The organism is Paenibacillus albidus (assembly GCF_014644435.1).
Taxonomy (GTDB): Bacteria; Bacillota; Bacilli; order Paenibacillales; family Paenibacillaceae; genus Paenibacillus_AQ; species Paenibacillus_AQ albidus.
Map to the genome: position 1 here is coordinate 40,976 of NZ_BMKR01000034.1, position 13,367 is coordinate 54,342.

Sequence of the window (13,367 nt, forward strand, 5' to 3'; positions counted from 1 at the left end):
CGGGTCCAGGCGCCGCCGCCGCCCGCCTGGGTCACAACAGTGCTTTCAGGGCATGGTAATGGCCCTCAAGCGTATCGTCAATGTCCTGCTCGCTGTGCGCCGCAGAGACGAACATGCCTTCATACTGCGAAGGCGGCACACTGATCCCCCGGCCCAGCATTTCGCCGAAATAGCGGCGGAACCGGTCCAGATCGCTCATTTTGGCCGTATCGTAATTGGTTACCGGCCCTTCGGTGAAGAACGGGCAGACCATGGAACCCACACGGTTGACCGTCAGCGGAATGCCAACTTCCTGCGCATTGCGCTTAAGTCCTGCTTCGAGACGCGCTCCAAGCTGTTCCAGACGTGTGTACACTTCCGGGGTCAGCAGCTTCAGTGTGGTCAATCCGGCGGCCATAGCCAGCGGGTTGCCGCTCAGCGTGCCGGCCTGATAAATAGGACCGGATGGAGCAATCTGCTCCATAATATCTCTTCTGCCGCCGTAGGCTCCCACTGGCAAGCCGCCGCCGATGACTTTGCCGAAGCAGGTCAGATCCGGCGTGATTCCGAATAGTCCCTGCGCGCAGCCGGCATTCACACGGAAACCGGTCATCACTTCATCAAAGATAAGCAGTGAGCCGTATCCGGTCGTTACTTTGCGAAGCCCCTCCAGGAACCCTTGCAACGGGGGAACCACACCCATGTTCCCGGCAATCGGCTCAGCAATGACGCCCGCAATCTCATTGCCGTAGCGTTCAAAGGCCACCTTTACCGCTTCCAGATCATTGTAGGGAACCGTAATCGTGTTGACTGCCACACCTTCGGGGACACCGGGACTATCCGGAAGACCCAGTGTCGCTACCCCGGAACCGGCCTTGATCAGCAGGCTGTCGGCGTGGCCATGGTAGGAACCTTCGAACTTGAGAATTTTGCTGCGTCCGGTAAACCCCCGGGCCAGACGAATCGCACTCATGGTAGCCTCAGTTCCCGAGTTGACCATGCGTACAATATCTACGGACGGGACACGTTCCACCACAAGCTTCGCCATCTCCGTCTCCAGCAGTGTCGGTGCTCCGAAGCTTGTCCCTTTGACAGCCGTTTCCTGAAGTGCCTTAACTACCTCGGGATGGGCGTGGCCCATAATCAGCGGTCCCCATGAGCAGACATAGTCGATGAAGCTGTTGCCGTCGATATCGTAAATACGCGAGCCTTCGCCCCGGTCTACATATATCGGCGTCAGCCCTACAGATTTGAACGCCCGCACCGGGCTGTTCACCCCGCCGGGAATATATTGCTTTGCTTCTTCAAAAGCCTTCCGGGAAGCTTCTTCCCGTCTTGTAAGCGGCACATTGCCCATCCGTTCTCACTCCTGTTCTGTTCCTGATGGTTGTCTTACGGGCGCAGCCAGCGGGCTGCATCCTTGGCAAAATAAGTGATAATAATATCCGCTCCGGCGCGTTTCATGCCGGTCAGCATCTCCAGCACTACCGCCTGCTCGTCAATCCAGCCCTGCAAAGCCGCCGCTTTGACCATGGAATATTCTCCGCTCACATTGTAAGCCACCAGCGGCAGATCAAACTGGTCGCGGATAGTGCGGATGACATCAAGATAAGCCAGTGCAGGTTTCACCATCAGCATATCCGCACCTTCCAGCACGTCGCTGTCCGCTTCACGGATGGCCTCCCGCAGATTGGCAGGGTCCATCTGGTAGGTCTTGCGGTTCCCGAATTGCGGAGCGGAATCCGCCGCCTCGCGGAAGGGCCCGTAGAAGGCCGAAGCATATTTGACCGAATAGGACATAATCGGCACATGCTCGAATCCGTTCGCATCCAGACCGGCCCGGATCGCCTGCACGAAGCCGTCCATCATATTGGAGGGCGCGATGATATCCGCCCCGGCTTTGGCCTGGGAGACCGCCGTGCGGGTAAGCAGCTCCAGAGAAGCATCATTGATCACATCTCCGTGCACCACACCGTTCACCGTGTGGGTATGTACCATTCCGCAGTGGCCGTGGTCCGTGAATTCACACAGACAGGTATCTGCAACGACAAGCAGCTCCGGATACCACTGCTTGATCAGCCGCGTAGCTTCCTGCACAATGCCATCCTCAGCGAAGCCGGAGGAACCTACCGCATCCTTCGTCTCAGGAATCCCGAACAGCAGCACAGCCGGGATGCCCAAAGCGGCAATCTCGTCCACTTCCGCTTTCAGCGTGTCCAGTGAGAAATGATACACCCCCGGCATCGAGCTGATCTCTTTTTTGACTCCGGTTCCATAGGTCACAAATATCGGCTGTACAAAATCCAGCACATTCAATACCGTCTCGCGCACCATTCCGCGAATGCCGGCCGAACCGCGCAAACGGCGGTGCCGTATTATCGGAAAGCTCATCTTACATCCCCCTAATATTTATGATTTCAATCTATAATTTCACCCAAACCGGCCCGTTTCAACCGAGACTTGGCCTTGTCGTCTCATTCCAGCGGCACAGCTCCTGCACCAGCGCCTCGATCGTCGCCTCACCAGGCAGAAGTCCCGGCGTCAGCCCGGCCTCTACAGCGGTCTGCTCGGTCACCGGTCCGATGCAGGCAATCTTCACCTTCTCCAGCAGCGGCAACGGATCGGAAAGACCCATACGGCGCAGGATATTCAGGAAATTGCGCACCGTGGATGAACTGGTGAAGGTAACCGCATGAATGCGTCCCTCCTCCAGCAGCTTCAGCAGTTCGATATCGTCTTCACCGGTGACCACCGTCTCATACGTATCGGCCTCCGTCACATGGAGACCCAGCTCCGTCAGCTGCTCCGGCAGCCAGTCACGCGCCAGATCGCCGCGCGGCAGCAAGACCTTCTCGCCCGGCCGCAGCTGCGGTCCGAGCTGCTCCAGCAGACCTTCCGCCTGGAAACGCTGCGGAAGCTCCTCACAGATCAGGCCGTGCGCCGCCAGCGCTGCAGCCGTTGCCGGCCCCACCGCGGCGATGCGCGCACGGTGCAGCCGCCGCACATCCGCCCCCAGCTCCGCCAGGTGGCGGAAAAAGAACTCCACGCCGTTCGCGCTCGTGAAGAAGACCCAATCATAAGCCTCCAGCGCACCCAGCGCCTCGGCAATCCGGGCCTTCTTCTCAACATCTTCCGGCATGACCGTCTCGATCACCGGGAACTCGTACGGCTCGCCGCCGAGCTCCTCAATCATCTCCACCAGCCCGCTCTCCTGGCTGCGCGCGCGGGTAACCACGATACGCTTGCCGAACAGCGGCATCGCTTCGGCCCACTTCAGCGTCTCGCGCTGCAGCACCACGTCGCCGACAACAATCACCGCGGGCGGCTTGAAGTCCGCCGCCGTCACCTTCGCCTCAATATCGGCAAGTGTGCCCGTCAGCGTCTCCTGCTCGGCGCGTGTGCCCCAGCGAACCAGCGCTACCGGCGTTTCCGGCGGCCGTCCATGCTTGATAAGCTGGGTGCTGATATAGCCGATTTTGGCTACGCCCATCAGGAAGATCAGCGTGCCGGTCGCATTGGTTACTTTATCCCATTGAATGGAATGGTCGAGCTTATCGGGACTTTCATGCCCGGTAATGATGGACAAGGAGGAAGCATAATCCCGGTGTGTCACCGGAATCCCCGCATAAGCCGGTACGCTGATCGCAGAGGTAATGCCAGGTACAATCTCATAGGCAATGCCATGTCTGCGCAGCAGCTCCGCTTCTTCACCCACCCGGCCAAAAATCGTCGGATCGCCGCCTTTCAGCCGCACCACAGTTTTCCCCTCAAGTGCCAGGTCTACCAGCAGCTGGTTAATGTCCTCCTGCTTCATGGTGTGCCGGTCCGGCAGCTTGCCAACGTAAATTTTCTCACCGCCGGACTTCATCCATTTCAGGAATCTTGGACTTGCCAGCCGGTCATAGACCAGCACATCCGCTTTCTGAATACATTCCATACCTTTTAGGGTCATTAATTTTGCGTCCCCTGGACCTGCGCCTACCAAATAAACCTTCCCCGCCATCTCACTCATCCCCTTACATCTGCCAAAATCTGCTCTGCACCCTTGTCGATCAGCCGCCGCGCAACCTCTTCGCCTAAGCGAACCGGGTCGTCTCCGGTGCAGGTTTCTTTAAGAATCGTCGAACCATCCGGCGTACCTACCATCCCGGTCAAGGAAACCAGCCGCTTCGGCTCCGCTTTCACGTTCCCGGCACTTTCCGCGTCTGCCGGTTCCATAGTCGAACCCAGCACGGCAAAAGCCCCAATCGGGACCTGGCAGCCGCCGTTCAGAACACCGAGAAACCGGCGTTCCGCTGCGACGGTCAAGGCCGTATCCGTGTCATTATAAAGATCCAGCAGCTTCCGCAGCTCGTGATCATCTTCACGGCACTCAATCCCGAGTGCCCCTTGGCCTACGGCAGGCAAACACAGCTCAGGCGGAAGATATTCGGTTACGCGGTCTTCCCAGCCCATACGCTGCAGACCGGCAGCCGCCAGCAGAATCGCGTCATATTCGCCGCTTTCCAGCTTCCGCAGCCGGGAGTCGATATTCCCCCGTACCGGCTCAATGACCAGGTCCGGACGCAACGCCGCGAGCTGGCTCGAACGGCGGAGGCTGCTGGTGCCGACACGCGCCCCTTGCGGCAGATCCGCAAGCGCCACTCCTCCGGCCGAAATCAGGCAATCGCGCGGATCCACCCGTTTGGGTACAGCGCCGTTAATCAGACCCTCCGGAAGTTCGGAAGGCATATCCTTCATACTGTGTACCGCCATATCAATCTCTCCCGCCAGCATGGCTTGCTCGATTTCCTTAACGAACAGGCCTTTGCCGCCGACTTTGGAGAGGGTGACATCGAGAATACGGTCTCCTTTGGTGACGATTTTTTGGACTTCGAAGGTGAAATCGAATCCGTGTTCTCCGCTCAGGCGCTGCAAATCGGCAATCACATGGCCGGTCTGCGTGAGCGCCAGCGCACTTTGTCTGCTGCCAACTATAATTTTCCGCATTATTATTCCTCCCGGTTGTCGGCAATCCAGGCGTCAATGACCTCCGGACCCCATTTCTTAAAGGTTCCCTGTCTGATCTCATCAAGCACATCCAGGGCCGCAAGCTTCCGGAGCAGGCGGCCCCGCACCGCTGCCGAGGATTCCCGGCGTTTGATCTCAGTCCTCATATCATACAAAAAATCCAAATAAGGCTCATATTCCCCGCCCAGCATTTCTTCCAGCAATCCTTTGATCTGCGCCGCAGCAGCGGGACCTGCACCGGAGGTGGAGACCGCCACGGTCAACCGGCCCCGCCGGAGAACGCCGGGCGTAATGAAGCTGCCCGCTTCAGCCTCGCTGGCTACATTCACCGGAATGTTAAGTTTCCTGGCTTCCCGGGCCACCTCCATATTCACCGCCGCATCACTTGAGGCTGCATATACGAGAAAGGCCCCGCGGGTATCTCCGGGAGCAAACAGACGTTTGAGCCATTTCAAGCTTTGATTCTGCGCAAGGGCAGTCAGCCTGGGGCTAAGCTCCGGGCTGATCACAATAATGGCGGCCCCGGCTTCCAAAAGGCCCATGATTTTGCGTTCTGCCACCGCCCCGCCGCCAATGACGATGCAAGGCTGCCCCGCGCATTCGAGCATGATCGGCAAATACCTCGACATCTCTGCCTACCCCCCATCCCAGCGGTGAAAGTCCGACCAGGAATTCAGCAGGAAATTCAGGATAATGAAGGCATATCCCGAAATGACCCAACGGGCCATGGAGACCCCGCTTCTGCGCCCGGACCGCTTCAAGATCAGATAGGAGAGATACACCCCAAGTCCTACAAGTGTAGTTAGCACCTTCAGGTCCTGGAACAGCGGCAGCCGTCCTTCCACGACAATGGAAATTCCTGCCACCACAAGTGACAACGCCAGCAAAGGTGTGCCTGCCAGCACCGAATAATAGGAGTATCTGTCCATGATCTCAAGACTCGGGAAACGCCGAATGCGGTCATTCCAGCGTTTGCTCTTCAGGCGGGTGTGCAGGAACAGATACATTATCGCAAATACCGTACCCAGTGTCAGTGAGGCAACACTCAAATTGGCCAAAATAATATGCGTAGCCAGCCAACCGTGCACCGCACTCCAGCTCTGCAGGGTGTGATCCTCGGCCGTCAGCCACACACGGTTAAGCAGGAATACGCTGTATCCGGCCACACTCAGCAGAAGAATCGCAAACTCTGCTCCCCGGGTGAACGCCAGCGCCAGGGAAGTCAGCACAATGCTGAGCGAGAACCAGAACAAAAAATCATAAGGTGTGAAGATCGGCAATCCGCCCTCCTCCAGGAAGCGGATGGTAATGCCGGCAATCATGAGCAAACCCACGACGACAAGAAGCCCCGAACCTAACCGCTTTCCGCCCGGATTCCGCCGAAGGCAATCCGAGAAATAAAACAGCAGGCTCAGGGCATATAAAACCAAGGCGGCATCATATATTCCGTTCAGAAGTTGCATGTCGTTCACCCGCCCATAACGCCTGCCGGAGTAAGGGAACCCTTGGGCAGAAGGGATTCGGAACTGCCGGCAGCACGTTCAGCATGAAGCTTGGACGGTGCTTGAGCTCCTCCTTGCGGACCGGATTCAAGCTGTTCCTCCAGGGCGAAGATTTTGGAGAAATACTCCAGGGCTTCATTACCCTGCTTCCCGCCGGACATTTCCTTAATCACATTAATCGGGTCATGCATCATCTGGTTCACAATACTTTTGGTAAGACGGCGGATCACCTTGCGCTGGTGCTCGTCGAGCTCCGGCAGCTTGTTGAACAGGCTCTCCATCGTTTCTTCATGAATGGCATTGGATTTGTCCTGAAGGGCGCGGATCACCGGGCGTACCCCCAGCGTCTTCAGCCAGAGCTGGAACTCATCCATTTCCTCGCTGATCATAACCTCGATCTTGGCAGCTTCGCTGCGGCGCATTTCCAGATTACTCTCCACGATGCCTTCCAGATCATCAATATCATACAGGAACACGTCCGGCACACTCGCCGCAGCCGGGTCTATATCCCGCGGAACAGCGATGTCGATCATGAACAGCGGCCGGGAAGGACGGCGTTTCATGCCCTCGGCAACCTGATCTGCTGTAAGGACGTAACCCTCGGCTCCCGTCGAGCTGATTACAATATCCACTTCATCCAGGTGTTTCAAGGCTTCTTCAATCGTACTGGGTCTGCCGGAGAATTTCTCTGCCAGCTCGATTGCCCGGCTTAAGGTCCGGTTGGCGACGATAACCTCTGCCGCACCACTGCTGTAGAGATGTTTTACGGTCAGTTCGCTCATCTTGCCGGCACCGAGAATCAGCACTCTCTTCCCGGTGAACATGCCGAATATTCGCTTGCCCAGCTCTACGGCCGCATAGCTGACCGACACGGCGCTTTCGCCGATCGACGTCTCACTGTGTGCCCGTTTGCCCAGGGTTACCGCTTGTTTGAACAGGCGGTTGAACCAGGTGCCTGTTACCCCTTCGGCTTGTGCCGTCAGGAAAGCGCTGCGCACCTGACCCAGAATCTGGGTCTCGCCGATAACCATCGAATCCAGACCGCAGGTCACCCTGAATAAATGGGCAATGGCCTGCTCGTCTTCATATATATACATATGTTGTGTGAATTGTTCGCTTTTTACTCCAAACCACTGCTCCATGAAGCTGCGGATGAAATATCCGCACATATGAAGCCTGTCTACCAGCACATAAATTTCCGTCCGGTTGCAGGTGGCAACAACTACGCCTTCCAGAACGCTCTTAGTTTGCATCAATTGATGGAGGGCTGCGGGCAGATCCTTCTCCGCAAATGCGAACTGTTCTCTCACCTCTACGGGCGCCGTGCGGTAATTCAGGCCAACGACGACGATATGCATCGCAAGTTCACCATCCTAGTCTCTTTTCACTTCTATAACCACTCTCAGATCAATAGCTTCATTCACTGGTATACATTCATAATGTCTCAAATCTCTGTGTTAAGTATATCACACCAAAAACCGACTTTTTACAAAACCTTTGAACTATTTATGAAATACAGATGATAATTATTATAATTAAAAAAACCAAAAATCTCTATAGGTATGGCAGGTTCATTTTCAATTATTTCTGTCCTTAAGGTTTGGCAGACGCCTCATTCCTAGTCATTTGTGACTAAATCTTCACAGATCGTTTGGCCTGTCCCGAAAATGACATAACAAATGCCTCAAACCATGTAACTTACCTTTCTTTCAGAAAATTGTCACACTTCCATTGACAGCAGGCTTTGGATCTTTTATATTTAATCAAACGTTTGATTAAAACACTTGTTCAATTTAAATTTTAACTTTATTTAAGGAGGCTCCCCCATGTTTAAAGCTTTACAAGCACTGCTCAAAAAACCGCAAACGATCATCGGTATTGTCACAGCATTAATGTTCCAGGTGATTTTCAGCGTAATCTGGATGACTGCCTATAGCGGTGTAAATGACCGAGCAAGTGAATTAACGATAGCCATTGTGAATGAAGACGGAGCCCAAGCCGAGGAACTTACTTCCCGTCTCGCAGCCTCCCTGCCTTTCCACACCGTATTGACTCTTTCACCGGAGCAAGCAGCCGGACAGCTCGAGCAGCGTGATCTTCACATGATCCTGCAGATTCCCTCAGGCTTCACGGAACAGCTCAGAACTCCTGGGGCAAAGGCAGCCATTAACTATACTATTAATGAAGCGAACCCTGTCACTATCAAAAGCATAATGCAAGGTGCCGCTGCCAACATCACCTCCTCTGTCAACAGCCAGGCAGCTGCGCAAGGGACTCAGGCAATCCTGATTCAGTCAGGCACTCCGGCTGAGCAGGCCGCCGCCGCCGCAGGTTCCCTCATCTCCAAAGTTGAAGGAACAACTACATCGCTGCATCCGGTAAACGGTATGAACAACCAGATGGTACCGATGATGGTTGTGCTGGCCTCCTTTGTAGGCTCCATGATTATGGGACTTAACCTCCAGGTAGCCACCGGCATGCTGTCGGCTGCTTATTCCCGCTGGAAGCTCTTCGGCGCACGTTTCTTCATTAATATCGGATCTGCTCTGGCCGTGTCCCTGCTGGGCTCCTCGCTGATCGTGGCGCTTGGCGGACAGACCCAGCAAGGTTTCCTCGCGTTCTGGCTGTTCCAGGCCTTGTTTGTTGCCACCTTTATGTTCTTCTCGCAGATCTTTCTGATTGCGTTCGGAGCAGCGGGCAGCCTTTTCAATATTATTATGCTGTCGCTTCAACTGGTTTCTTCAGGGGCTATGGTGCCAAGAGAGCTGCTGAGCGGATTCTACCGTTTTATCGGAGATGTTCTGCCTGCAACCTACGCTGTCAAAGGAGTGCTCAGCGTGCAGCTTGGCGGTCCTGGCGCTCAATCGGCAGCCGGTTCATTGGTACTTGTACTGGCTGTAGCCATCGGTGTGTCGGCTCTGATTACCCTTCTTAAAAAAGCACCAAGTCCCGTAGAGGCCCCGGCTGCTTCCGCTTCCCCGTCCGCAGCTGTGCAGTCCGTCTAATTTCGCGATATAATATAGCTATAGAACGGACCAGAGGAGCGTAAGCGAATGACCGAACCGGAACTCGATATCAAAATGCGGATATTGCTGGCAGCCAAAAAGCTGTTTGCCAAGCAGGGATATGATGGCACCAGCGTCCGCCAGATCTGCCAGGAGGCAGGGGCGAATGTTTCACTCGTTTCCTATTATTTTGGCGGCAAGGAGAAGGTGTTCGAAGCCCTGTTGGAGAATTTCTTCCCTTCCTATCTCCTGGACGGCTTTAATGCCTACGAGGTAGACCCGGTTACCGGTATCCGGCAGCTGGTCGGCGAAGTGGTCAACTTCACGCTGCAGGACCGGGAAATGAGCGACATCGTGCAGCTTGAGGTCATGCTGCGCTCCTGCCGTACGGATATCGTCATGCGTTGCCTGCATCCGGTCTGGTCCAATGTACGGATTGTGCTAAAAAGAGGGCAAGAGCAGGACCTCTTCAGCTTTGATTCCATCACCCATGCGATGCTGCAGGTGATGGGGGCAGCATTGGCCCATAAACGGGCCGTTGCCTTTGAGCCTTTGCTTGCGTCAGACCCGCTGTCCGAAGAGCAGATTGCCGATCAGACCATTCAATTTGTTCTCTCGGGGCTGGGGGTACCGCAAAAAGCAGTGATTCCGGAATAACCGGGGAATCACTGCTTTTCTTTATACAGCTTATTCTTAAACGACTTTTTCTACCCTGAACAATTTCATCAGAAAGTGGGAAACGACTACGGCTATAACCCCCAGAACAGCGCTGGCAACAGCATAACGTAAATCTAAAAAGCTGAAATCCATCTGCAGATAGTTCACCGCCGGAAAGGCGGCGACAATCCCCACCAGGATCAGCATTCTGAATATTTTTAACACAAGTTCGCTGCCATTAGTTGCCCATACAATGGCATTTGCCACATACAGGAATGCCGCTATTACCAGAACTATGGTTACACTGGAGGATAGCAAGCTAGACGACCAGACAGAACGGAAACCAAGAACCGAAAAACCAATCCAGATCAGAGCCCCGTTTATTATCGCCATCGCAATAACACGGAGCAAAGCAAACAACCACACGGAAATCATAATTTTACAAGGACGGGACACCACAGCCAGCATAAAACTCAGGTTTTTCTCAGCTTTTTCTTTAGTGAAGAACTGCAGGACATGGGGGATTCCCACATATAACGAAAACACCAGTGCTGAGACATGAAATCCCACCGCAATTAATGTATTGGTAAACATGAGCCGGTGACTACCGGTTTCATTTATTTTGTCCAGAAGGGGTCCCATCCCATCTATAGCCAGCCCCAGCCTCTGCTCCAGTTCACCCAATTGGCCTATCGCAAAAACAAGGAAAATGCCCAGCATCAACAGTTGCATAGTAAGTGATCTTTTCCAGTTCAGCGTATGCATATCTTTTCTTAATAAAGCCAGCAAGAATAAGCCCTCCCTCTCTCCCAAATACTATGAATTTCGCGCTGCAGTTTGTTTGGTCTTCCGGTAGAAATCTTCCAAAGAGTCTTTTGCCTTAAAGAACTCATTCACTTCAACCTGACGCTCCAGAAGGGTTTGTAAGGGATGATGGATGATGTCGGAATTAATAATGAAAACTACAGAATGCTGATCATGGCTCACCACAGTCATTCCCTCAATTTGCCGGATAACCTCCGCAACTTCCTTAGGATTGCTGCAAGTTACAATATAATGTTCACTAGTTCCTGTAATTTCCTGCAGCGTGTTATTGGCCACAATTTCTCCTTGCTGTATCATAATCACCTGGTCTGCAATTTTCTCAATATCGAACAAATCATGCGAACTGATCAGGATAGAAGTCCCTTGTGTTAAACAGATTTCTTTTAATTGATCACGCAGAAAAATCCTGGCATCCGGGTCAAGCCCGTTAAAAGGCTCATCCAGAATAAGCAGCTCCGGCTCGTGCAATAATTCACGTATAACCATCAGCTTCTGCTTCATTCCCTTTGAGAACCGGCCCGCTGGCAGATTTGATTTCAGTTCAAAATGATGTGCAAGCTTCTGGAACTGATTCGCTATGGCCGATCTGTCCAGCCCGCGAAGCCGGCCAAAAAACAGCATATGCTCCCACGCAGTCATTTCACTGTAAATACCACCTTCATCAAACACAATGCCAAAGCGGTTTCTGTTATGCTGACTCATGCCATAGGAGGGTTCACCAAAGATAGTACACACTCCCTCAGATGGAGGATATAAACCAGCAATACAACGGATTGTTGATGTTTTGCCCGCTCCATTCTCCCCGATAAAGGCACAAATTTGCGCCTGATGGGTAACCAAATTAACTCTTTTGAGAATAGACTTGCCTTGAAGGCTTAAGCTTAACTCCCGTACCTCAATAATTGGAGATTTCACAGGTGCTTCCTCCTGAGATCATTTCAAATTTTATAATAAAACCCATATTTTTCTTATTCAATTATCCAACTAGTCTCGCAGATTTACAACCCCATCTTACAAAATAGTAAATTTGGACCCAAGAAGAAACGGCTTCGCCGTCCTCTGGAAGAGGAGGGTATCCGTTTCTCGTAGAAATATAAGGCTGATTTATGGCGTAGAACATATAAGTCCTTATATTCTAAAAAATAGCCATGTGTCCATGGCTACTCCTTTACACTACCGATGATTATAAACATAGAAATGTAAAGGACAAATAGAACGGCAAGTATAAGACTCCTCCTGCTTTTGTACTTAACTCTTCTATTGAGCAGAAGGGTCATTATACTGATTGCAATCATACTCACAGCCATAATCACAGAGTTCATTCACACACTCTCCTTAACTCGTCCCCCGGCAGCATTCCATAATCATTCTATTCAAAAGGAACAGAAAGTAGAAGAGAGAAGAAATTGATAGTTACAAATATAACCTGACACAAAAAGGGATATTGACAGGGAGAAGACACGATGATAGCATGAGTAAAAATAATTAAAGTAAAGTTAATTAACACGAATTATACATTTCTTAAATCAAAAAAAGGATATTCGTCATATTATGTAATTATATATAACATTTCTCTTGTATAAGCCCGTTAATGTGGAACGGGCGTTTCTACAGGCAACCGTAAATTGCCCCAGGCTACGAGAGGCGCAAGACTCGTAAGGACTACCGGTATCGGATTTATAGCAGAATGCTGCTGTTCTCCCTCTCCGGCCCCCTTTTGACGCGTCTACGCCTCTATAGTTTGGGGCTTTTTGCTATATCATAAAGCAGTTAGTACTAAAATTTGGGGAGTGAAGATGATGTCTGCATCCAGTGTGAGGCTCTATGAGTCCATCAGCAAGGCTAAGAATGTGAGGATCTGCAAGGATAAAACCAAAGAAAAACCGTATGACTTCAAACTTTATCCTTTTGGGGAACGCGGGACTTTTATTGACCCTGAGTTGATCCGCGAAATTACGGATAGCCTTGCGGCAAGCATTGCCGCACAGTTCTCGGACTATGATTATATCGCCTCACCCGAGCCGGGAGGGCATACCTGGGGCATGCTGACTGCCTACAAGCTGATGAAGCCGCTGAACATCCTCAGGCTGAGCACTGAGCTGTACGACAACTATGAGGTCTCCATCAAGCGGGAGACGGCGTATAACGAAAATTATATTTATTTTGACGGCTTCAAGCCCGGAGATCGGGTGCTGCTGGTGGATGATGTGATCAGCTCGGGCGCGACCATCCGCTGTATTGCCGATCAGATGGAGAGGATGGGGGTCCAACTGGTTGGAGTGCAGGCCATTCTGGTCAAAGGGGATTATTATCAGGCGCTGGAGAGGGATTATACGGTTCCGGTACGCTTTTTGTCCAAAGTCTAAGGATACAATCTATGAATTTATTC

At 52.6% G+C, this 13,367-nt stretch carries 12 protein-coding genes and 1 riboswitch; of the genes, 3 read left to right on the forward strand and 9 right to left on the reverse strand.

Annotated elements, in window-relative coordinates; all coding sequences use genetic code 11:
- Window positions 1-31: 31 nt before the first annotated feature.
- From hemL to hemA, 7 genes are read right to left on the reverse strand one after another with little or no spacing between them, the layout of a single operon-like run.
- Window positions 32-1,336 carry a glutamate-1-semialdehyde 2,1-aminomutase gene (gene hemL / locus IEY53_RS26835; protein ID WP_189030476.1) on the reverse strand — a complete coding sequence of 435 codons (1,305 nt, stop codon included), beginning with the start codon at window positions 1,334-1,336 and terminating at the stop codon, window positions 32-34.
- A 35-nt stretch (window positions 1,337-1,371) separates the two neighbouring features.
- Window positions 1,372-2,370 (reverse strand): porphobilinogen synthase, encoded by a 999-nt coding sequence (gene hemB, locus IEY53_RS26840; protein WP_189030478.1) that lies wholly within the window; start codon window positions 2,368-2,370, stop codon window positions 1,372-1,374.
- A 58-nt stretch (window positions 2,371-2,428) separates the two neighbouring features.
- Window positions 2,429-3,982 carry a uroporphyrinogen-III C-methyltransferase gene (gene cobA / locus IEY53_RS26845; protein ID WP_189030480.1) on the reverse strand — a complete coding sequence of 518 codons (1,554 nt, stop codon included), beginning with the start codon at window positions 3,980-3,982 and terminating at the stop codon, window positions 2,429-2,431.
- Window positions 3,983-3,987: 5 nt separating this feature from the next.
- Window positions 3,988-4,968, reverse strand: coding sequence for a hydroxymethylbilane synthase (gene hemC, locus IEY53_RS26850; RefSeq protein WP_189030482.1), 981 nt, complete (start codon window positions 4,966-4,968; stop codon window positions 3,988-3,990).
- 2 nt (window positions 4,969-4,970) lie between these two features.
- Complete coding sequence (locus IEY53_RS26855; protein ID WP_189030484.1) at window positions 4,971-5,618, reverse strand: precorrin-2 dehydrogenase/sirohydrochlorin ferrochelatase family protein; 648 nt, start codon at window positions 5,616-5,618, stop codon at window positions 4,971-4,973.
- Between the two features lie 6 nt (window positions 5,619-5,624).
- The gene (gene ccsA / locus IEY53_RS26860; RefSeq protein WP_189030486.1) at window positions 5,625-6,452 is read right to left on the reverse strand and encodes a cytochrome c biogenesis protein CcsA; all 828 of its coding nucleotides are present in this window, start codon (window positions 6,450-6,452) and stop codon (window positions 5,625-5,627) included.
- 5 nt (window positions 6,453-6,457) lie between these two features.
- Complete coding sequence (gene hemA, locus IEY53_RS26865) at window positions 6,458-7,849, reverse strand: glutamyl-tRNA reductase (RefSeq protein WP_189030488.1); 1,392 nt, start codon at window positions 7,847-7,849, stop codon at window positions 6,458-6,460.
- Window positions 7,850-8,317: 468 nt separating this feature from the next.
- Here hemA and IEY53_RS26870 point away from each other — a divergent pair, with 468 nt between their 5' ends.
- Together IEY53_RS26870 and IEY53_RS26875 are read left to right on the forward strand one after the other, a co-directional pair.
- Window positions 8,318-9,496, forward strand: coding sequence for a YhgE/Pip domain-containing protein (locus tag IEY53_RS26870; protein WP_189030490.1), 1,179 nt, complete (start codon window positions 8,318-8,320; stop codon window positions 9,494-9,496).
- Window positions 9,497-9,544: 48 nt separating this feature from the next.
- Window positions 9,545-10,153 carry a TetR/AcrR family transcriptional regulator gene (locus IEY53_RS26875; RefSeq protein ID WP_189030492.1) on the forward strand — a complete coding sequence of 203 codons (609 nt, stop codon included), beginning with the start codon at window positions 9,545-9,547 and terminating at the stop codon, window positions 10,151-10,153.
- Between the two features lie 36 nt (window positions 10,154-10,189).
- Here IEY53_RS26875 and IEY53_RS26880 read toward each other — a convergent pair whose 3' ends face one another.
- Both IEY53_RS26880 and IEY53_RS26885 read right to left on the reverse strand, forming a co-directional pair.
- A complete protein-coding gene (locus IEY53_RS26880) occupies window positions 10,190-10,942 on the reverse strand; it encodes a hypothetical protein (RefSeq protein ID WP_189030493.1) in 753 nt (250 codons plus the stop codon).
- Between the two features lie 27 nt (window positions 10,943-10,969).
- Window positions 10,970-11,893, reverse strand: a complete 924-nt coding sequence (locus IEY53_RS26885; RefSeq protein WP_189030494.1) for an ABC transporter ATP-binding protein — start codon at window positions 11,891-11,893, stop codon at window positions 10,970-10,972.
- A 640-nt stretch (window positions 11,894-12,533) separates the two neighbouring features.
- Window positions 12,534-12,636: riboswitch (purine riboswitch) on the forward strand.
- A gap of 141 nt (window positions 12,637-12,777) precedes the next feature.
- Between IEY53_RS26885 and IEY53_RS26890 the strand changes: the two genes are divergently transcribed.
- Window positions 12,778-13,344: a phosphoribosyltransferase family protein gene (locus IEY53_RS26890; protein ID WP_189030495.1), complete on the forward strand. Its 567-nt coding sequence runs from the start codon at window positions 12,778-12,780 to the stop codon at window positions 13,342-13,344.
- The last annotated feature ends 23 nt before the right edge of the window (window positions 13,345-13,367 follow it).

Bases quoted from the DNA above. Each gene is read 5' to 3' on its own strand.
- IEY53_RS26870 (WP_189030490.1), top strand. From the start codon at position 8,318: ATGTTTAAAGCTTTACAAGCACTGCTCAAAAAACCGCAAACGATCATC.
- hemB (WP_189030478.1), bottom strand. From the start codon at position 2,370: ATGAGCTTTCCGATAATACGGCACCGCCGTTTGCGCGGTTCGGCCGGC.
- IEY53_RS26875 (WP_189030492.1), top strand. From the start codon at position 9,545: ATGACCGAACCGGAACTCGATATCAAAATGCGGATATTGCTGGCAGCC.
- hemL (WP_189030476.1), bottom strand. From the start codon at position 1,336: ATGGGCAATGTGCCGCTTACAAGACGGGAAGAAGCTTCCCGGAAGGCT.
- IEY53_RS26855 (WP_189030484.1), bottom strand. From the start codon at position 5,618: ATGTCGAGGTATTTGCCGATCATGCTCGAATGCGCGGGGCAGCCTTGC.
- ccsA (WP_189030486.1), bottom strand. From the start codon at position 6,452: ATGCAACTTCTGAACGGAATATATGATGCCGCCTTGGTTTTATATGCC.
- hemA (WP_189030488.1), bottom strand. From the start codon at position 7,849: ATGCATATCGTCGTCGTTGGCCTGAATTACCGCACGGCGCCCGTAGAG.
- IEY53_RS26890 (WP_189030495.1), top strand. From the start codon at position 12,778: ATGTCTGCATCCAGTGTGAGGCTCTATGAGTCCATCAGCAAGGCTAAG.
- cobA (WP_189030480.1), bottom strand. From the start codon at position 3,982: ATGGCGGGGAAGGTTTATTTGGTAGGCGCAGGTCCAGGGGACGCAAAA.
- hemC (WP_189030482.1), bottom strand. From the start codon at position 4,968: ATGCGGAAAATTATAGTTGGCAGCAGACAAAGTGCGCTGGCGCTCACG.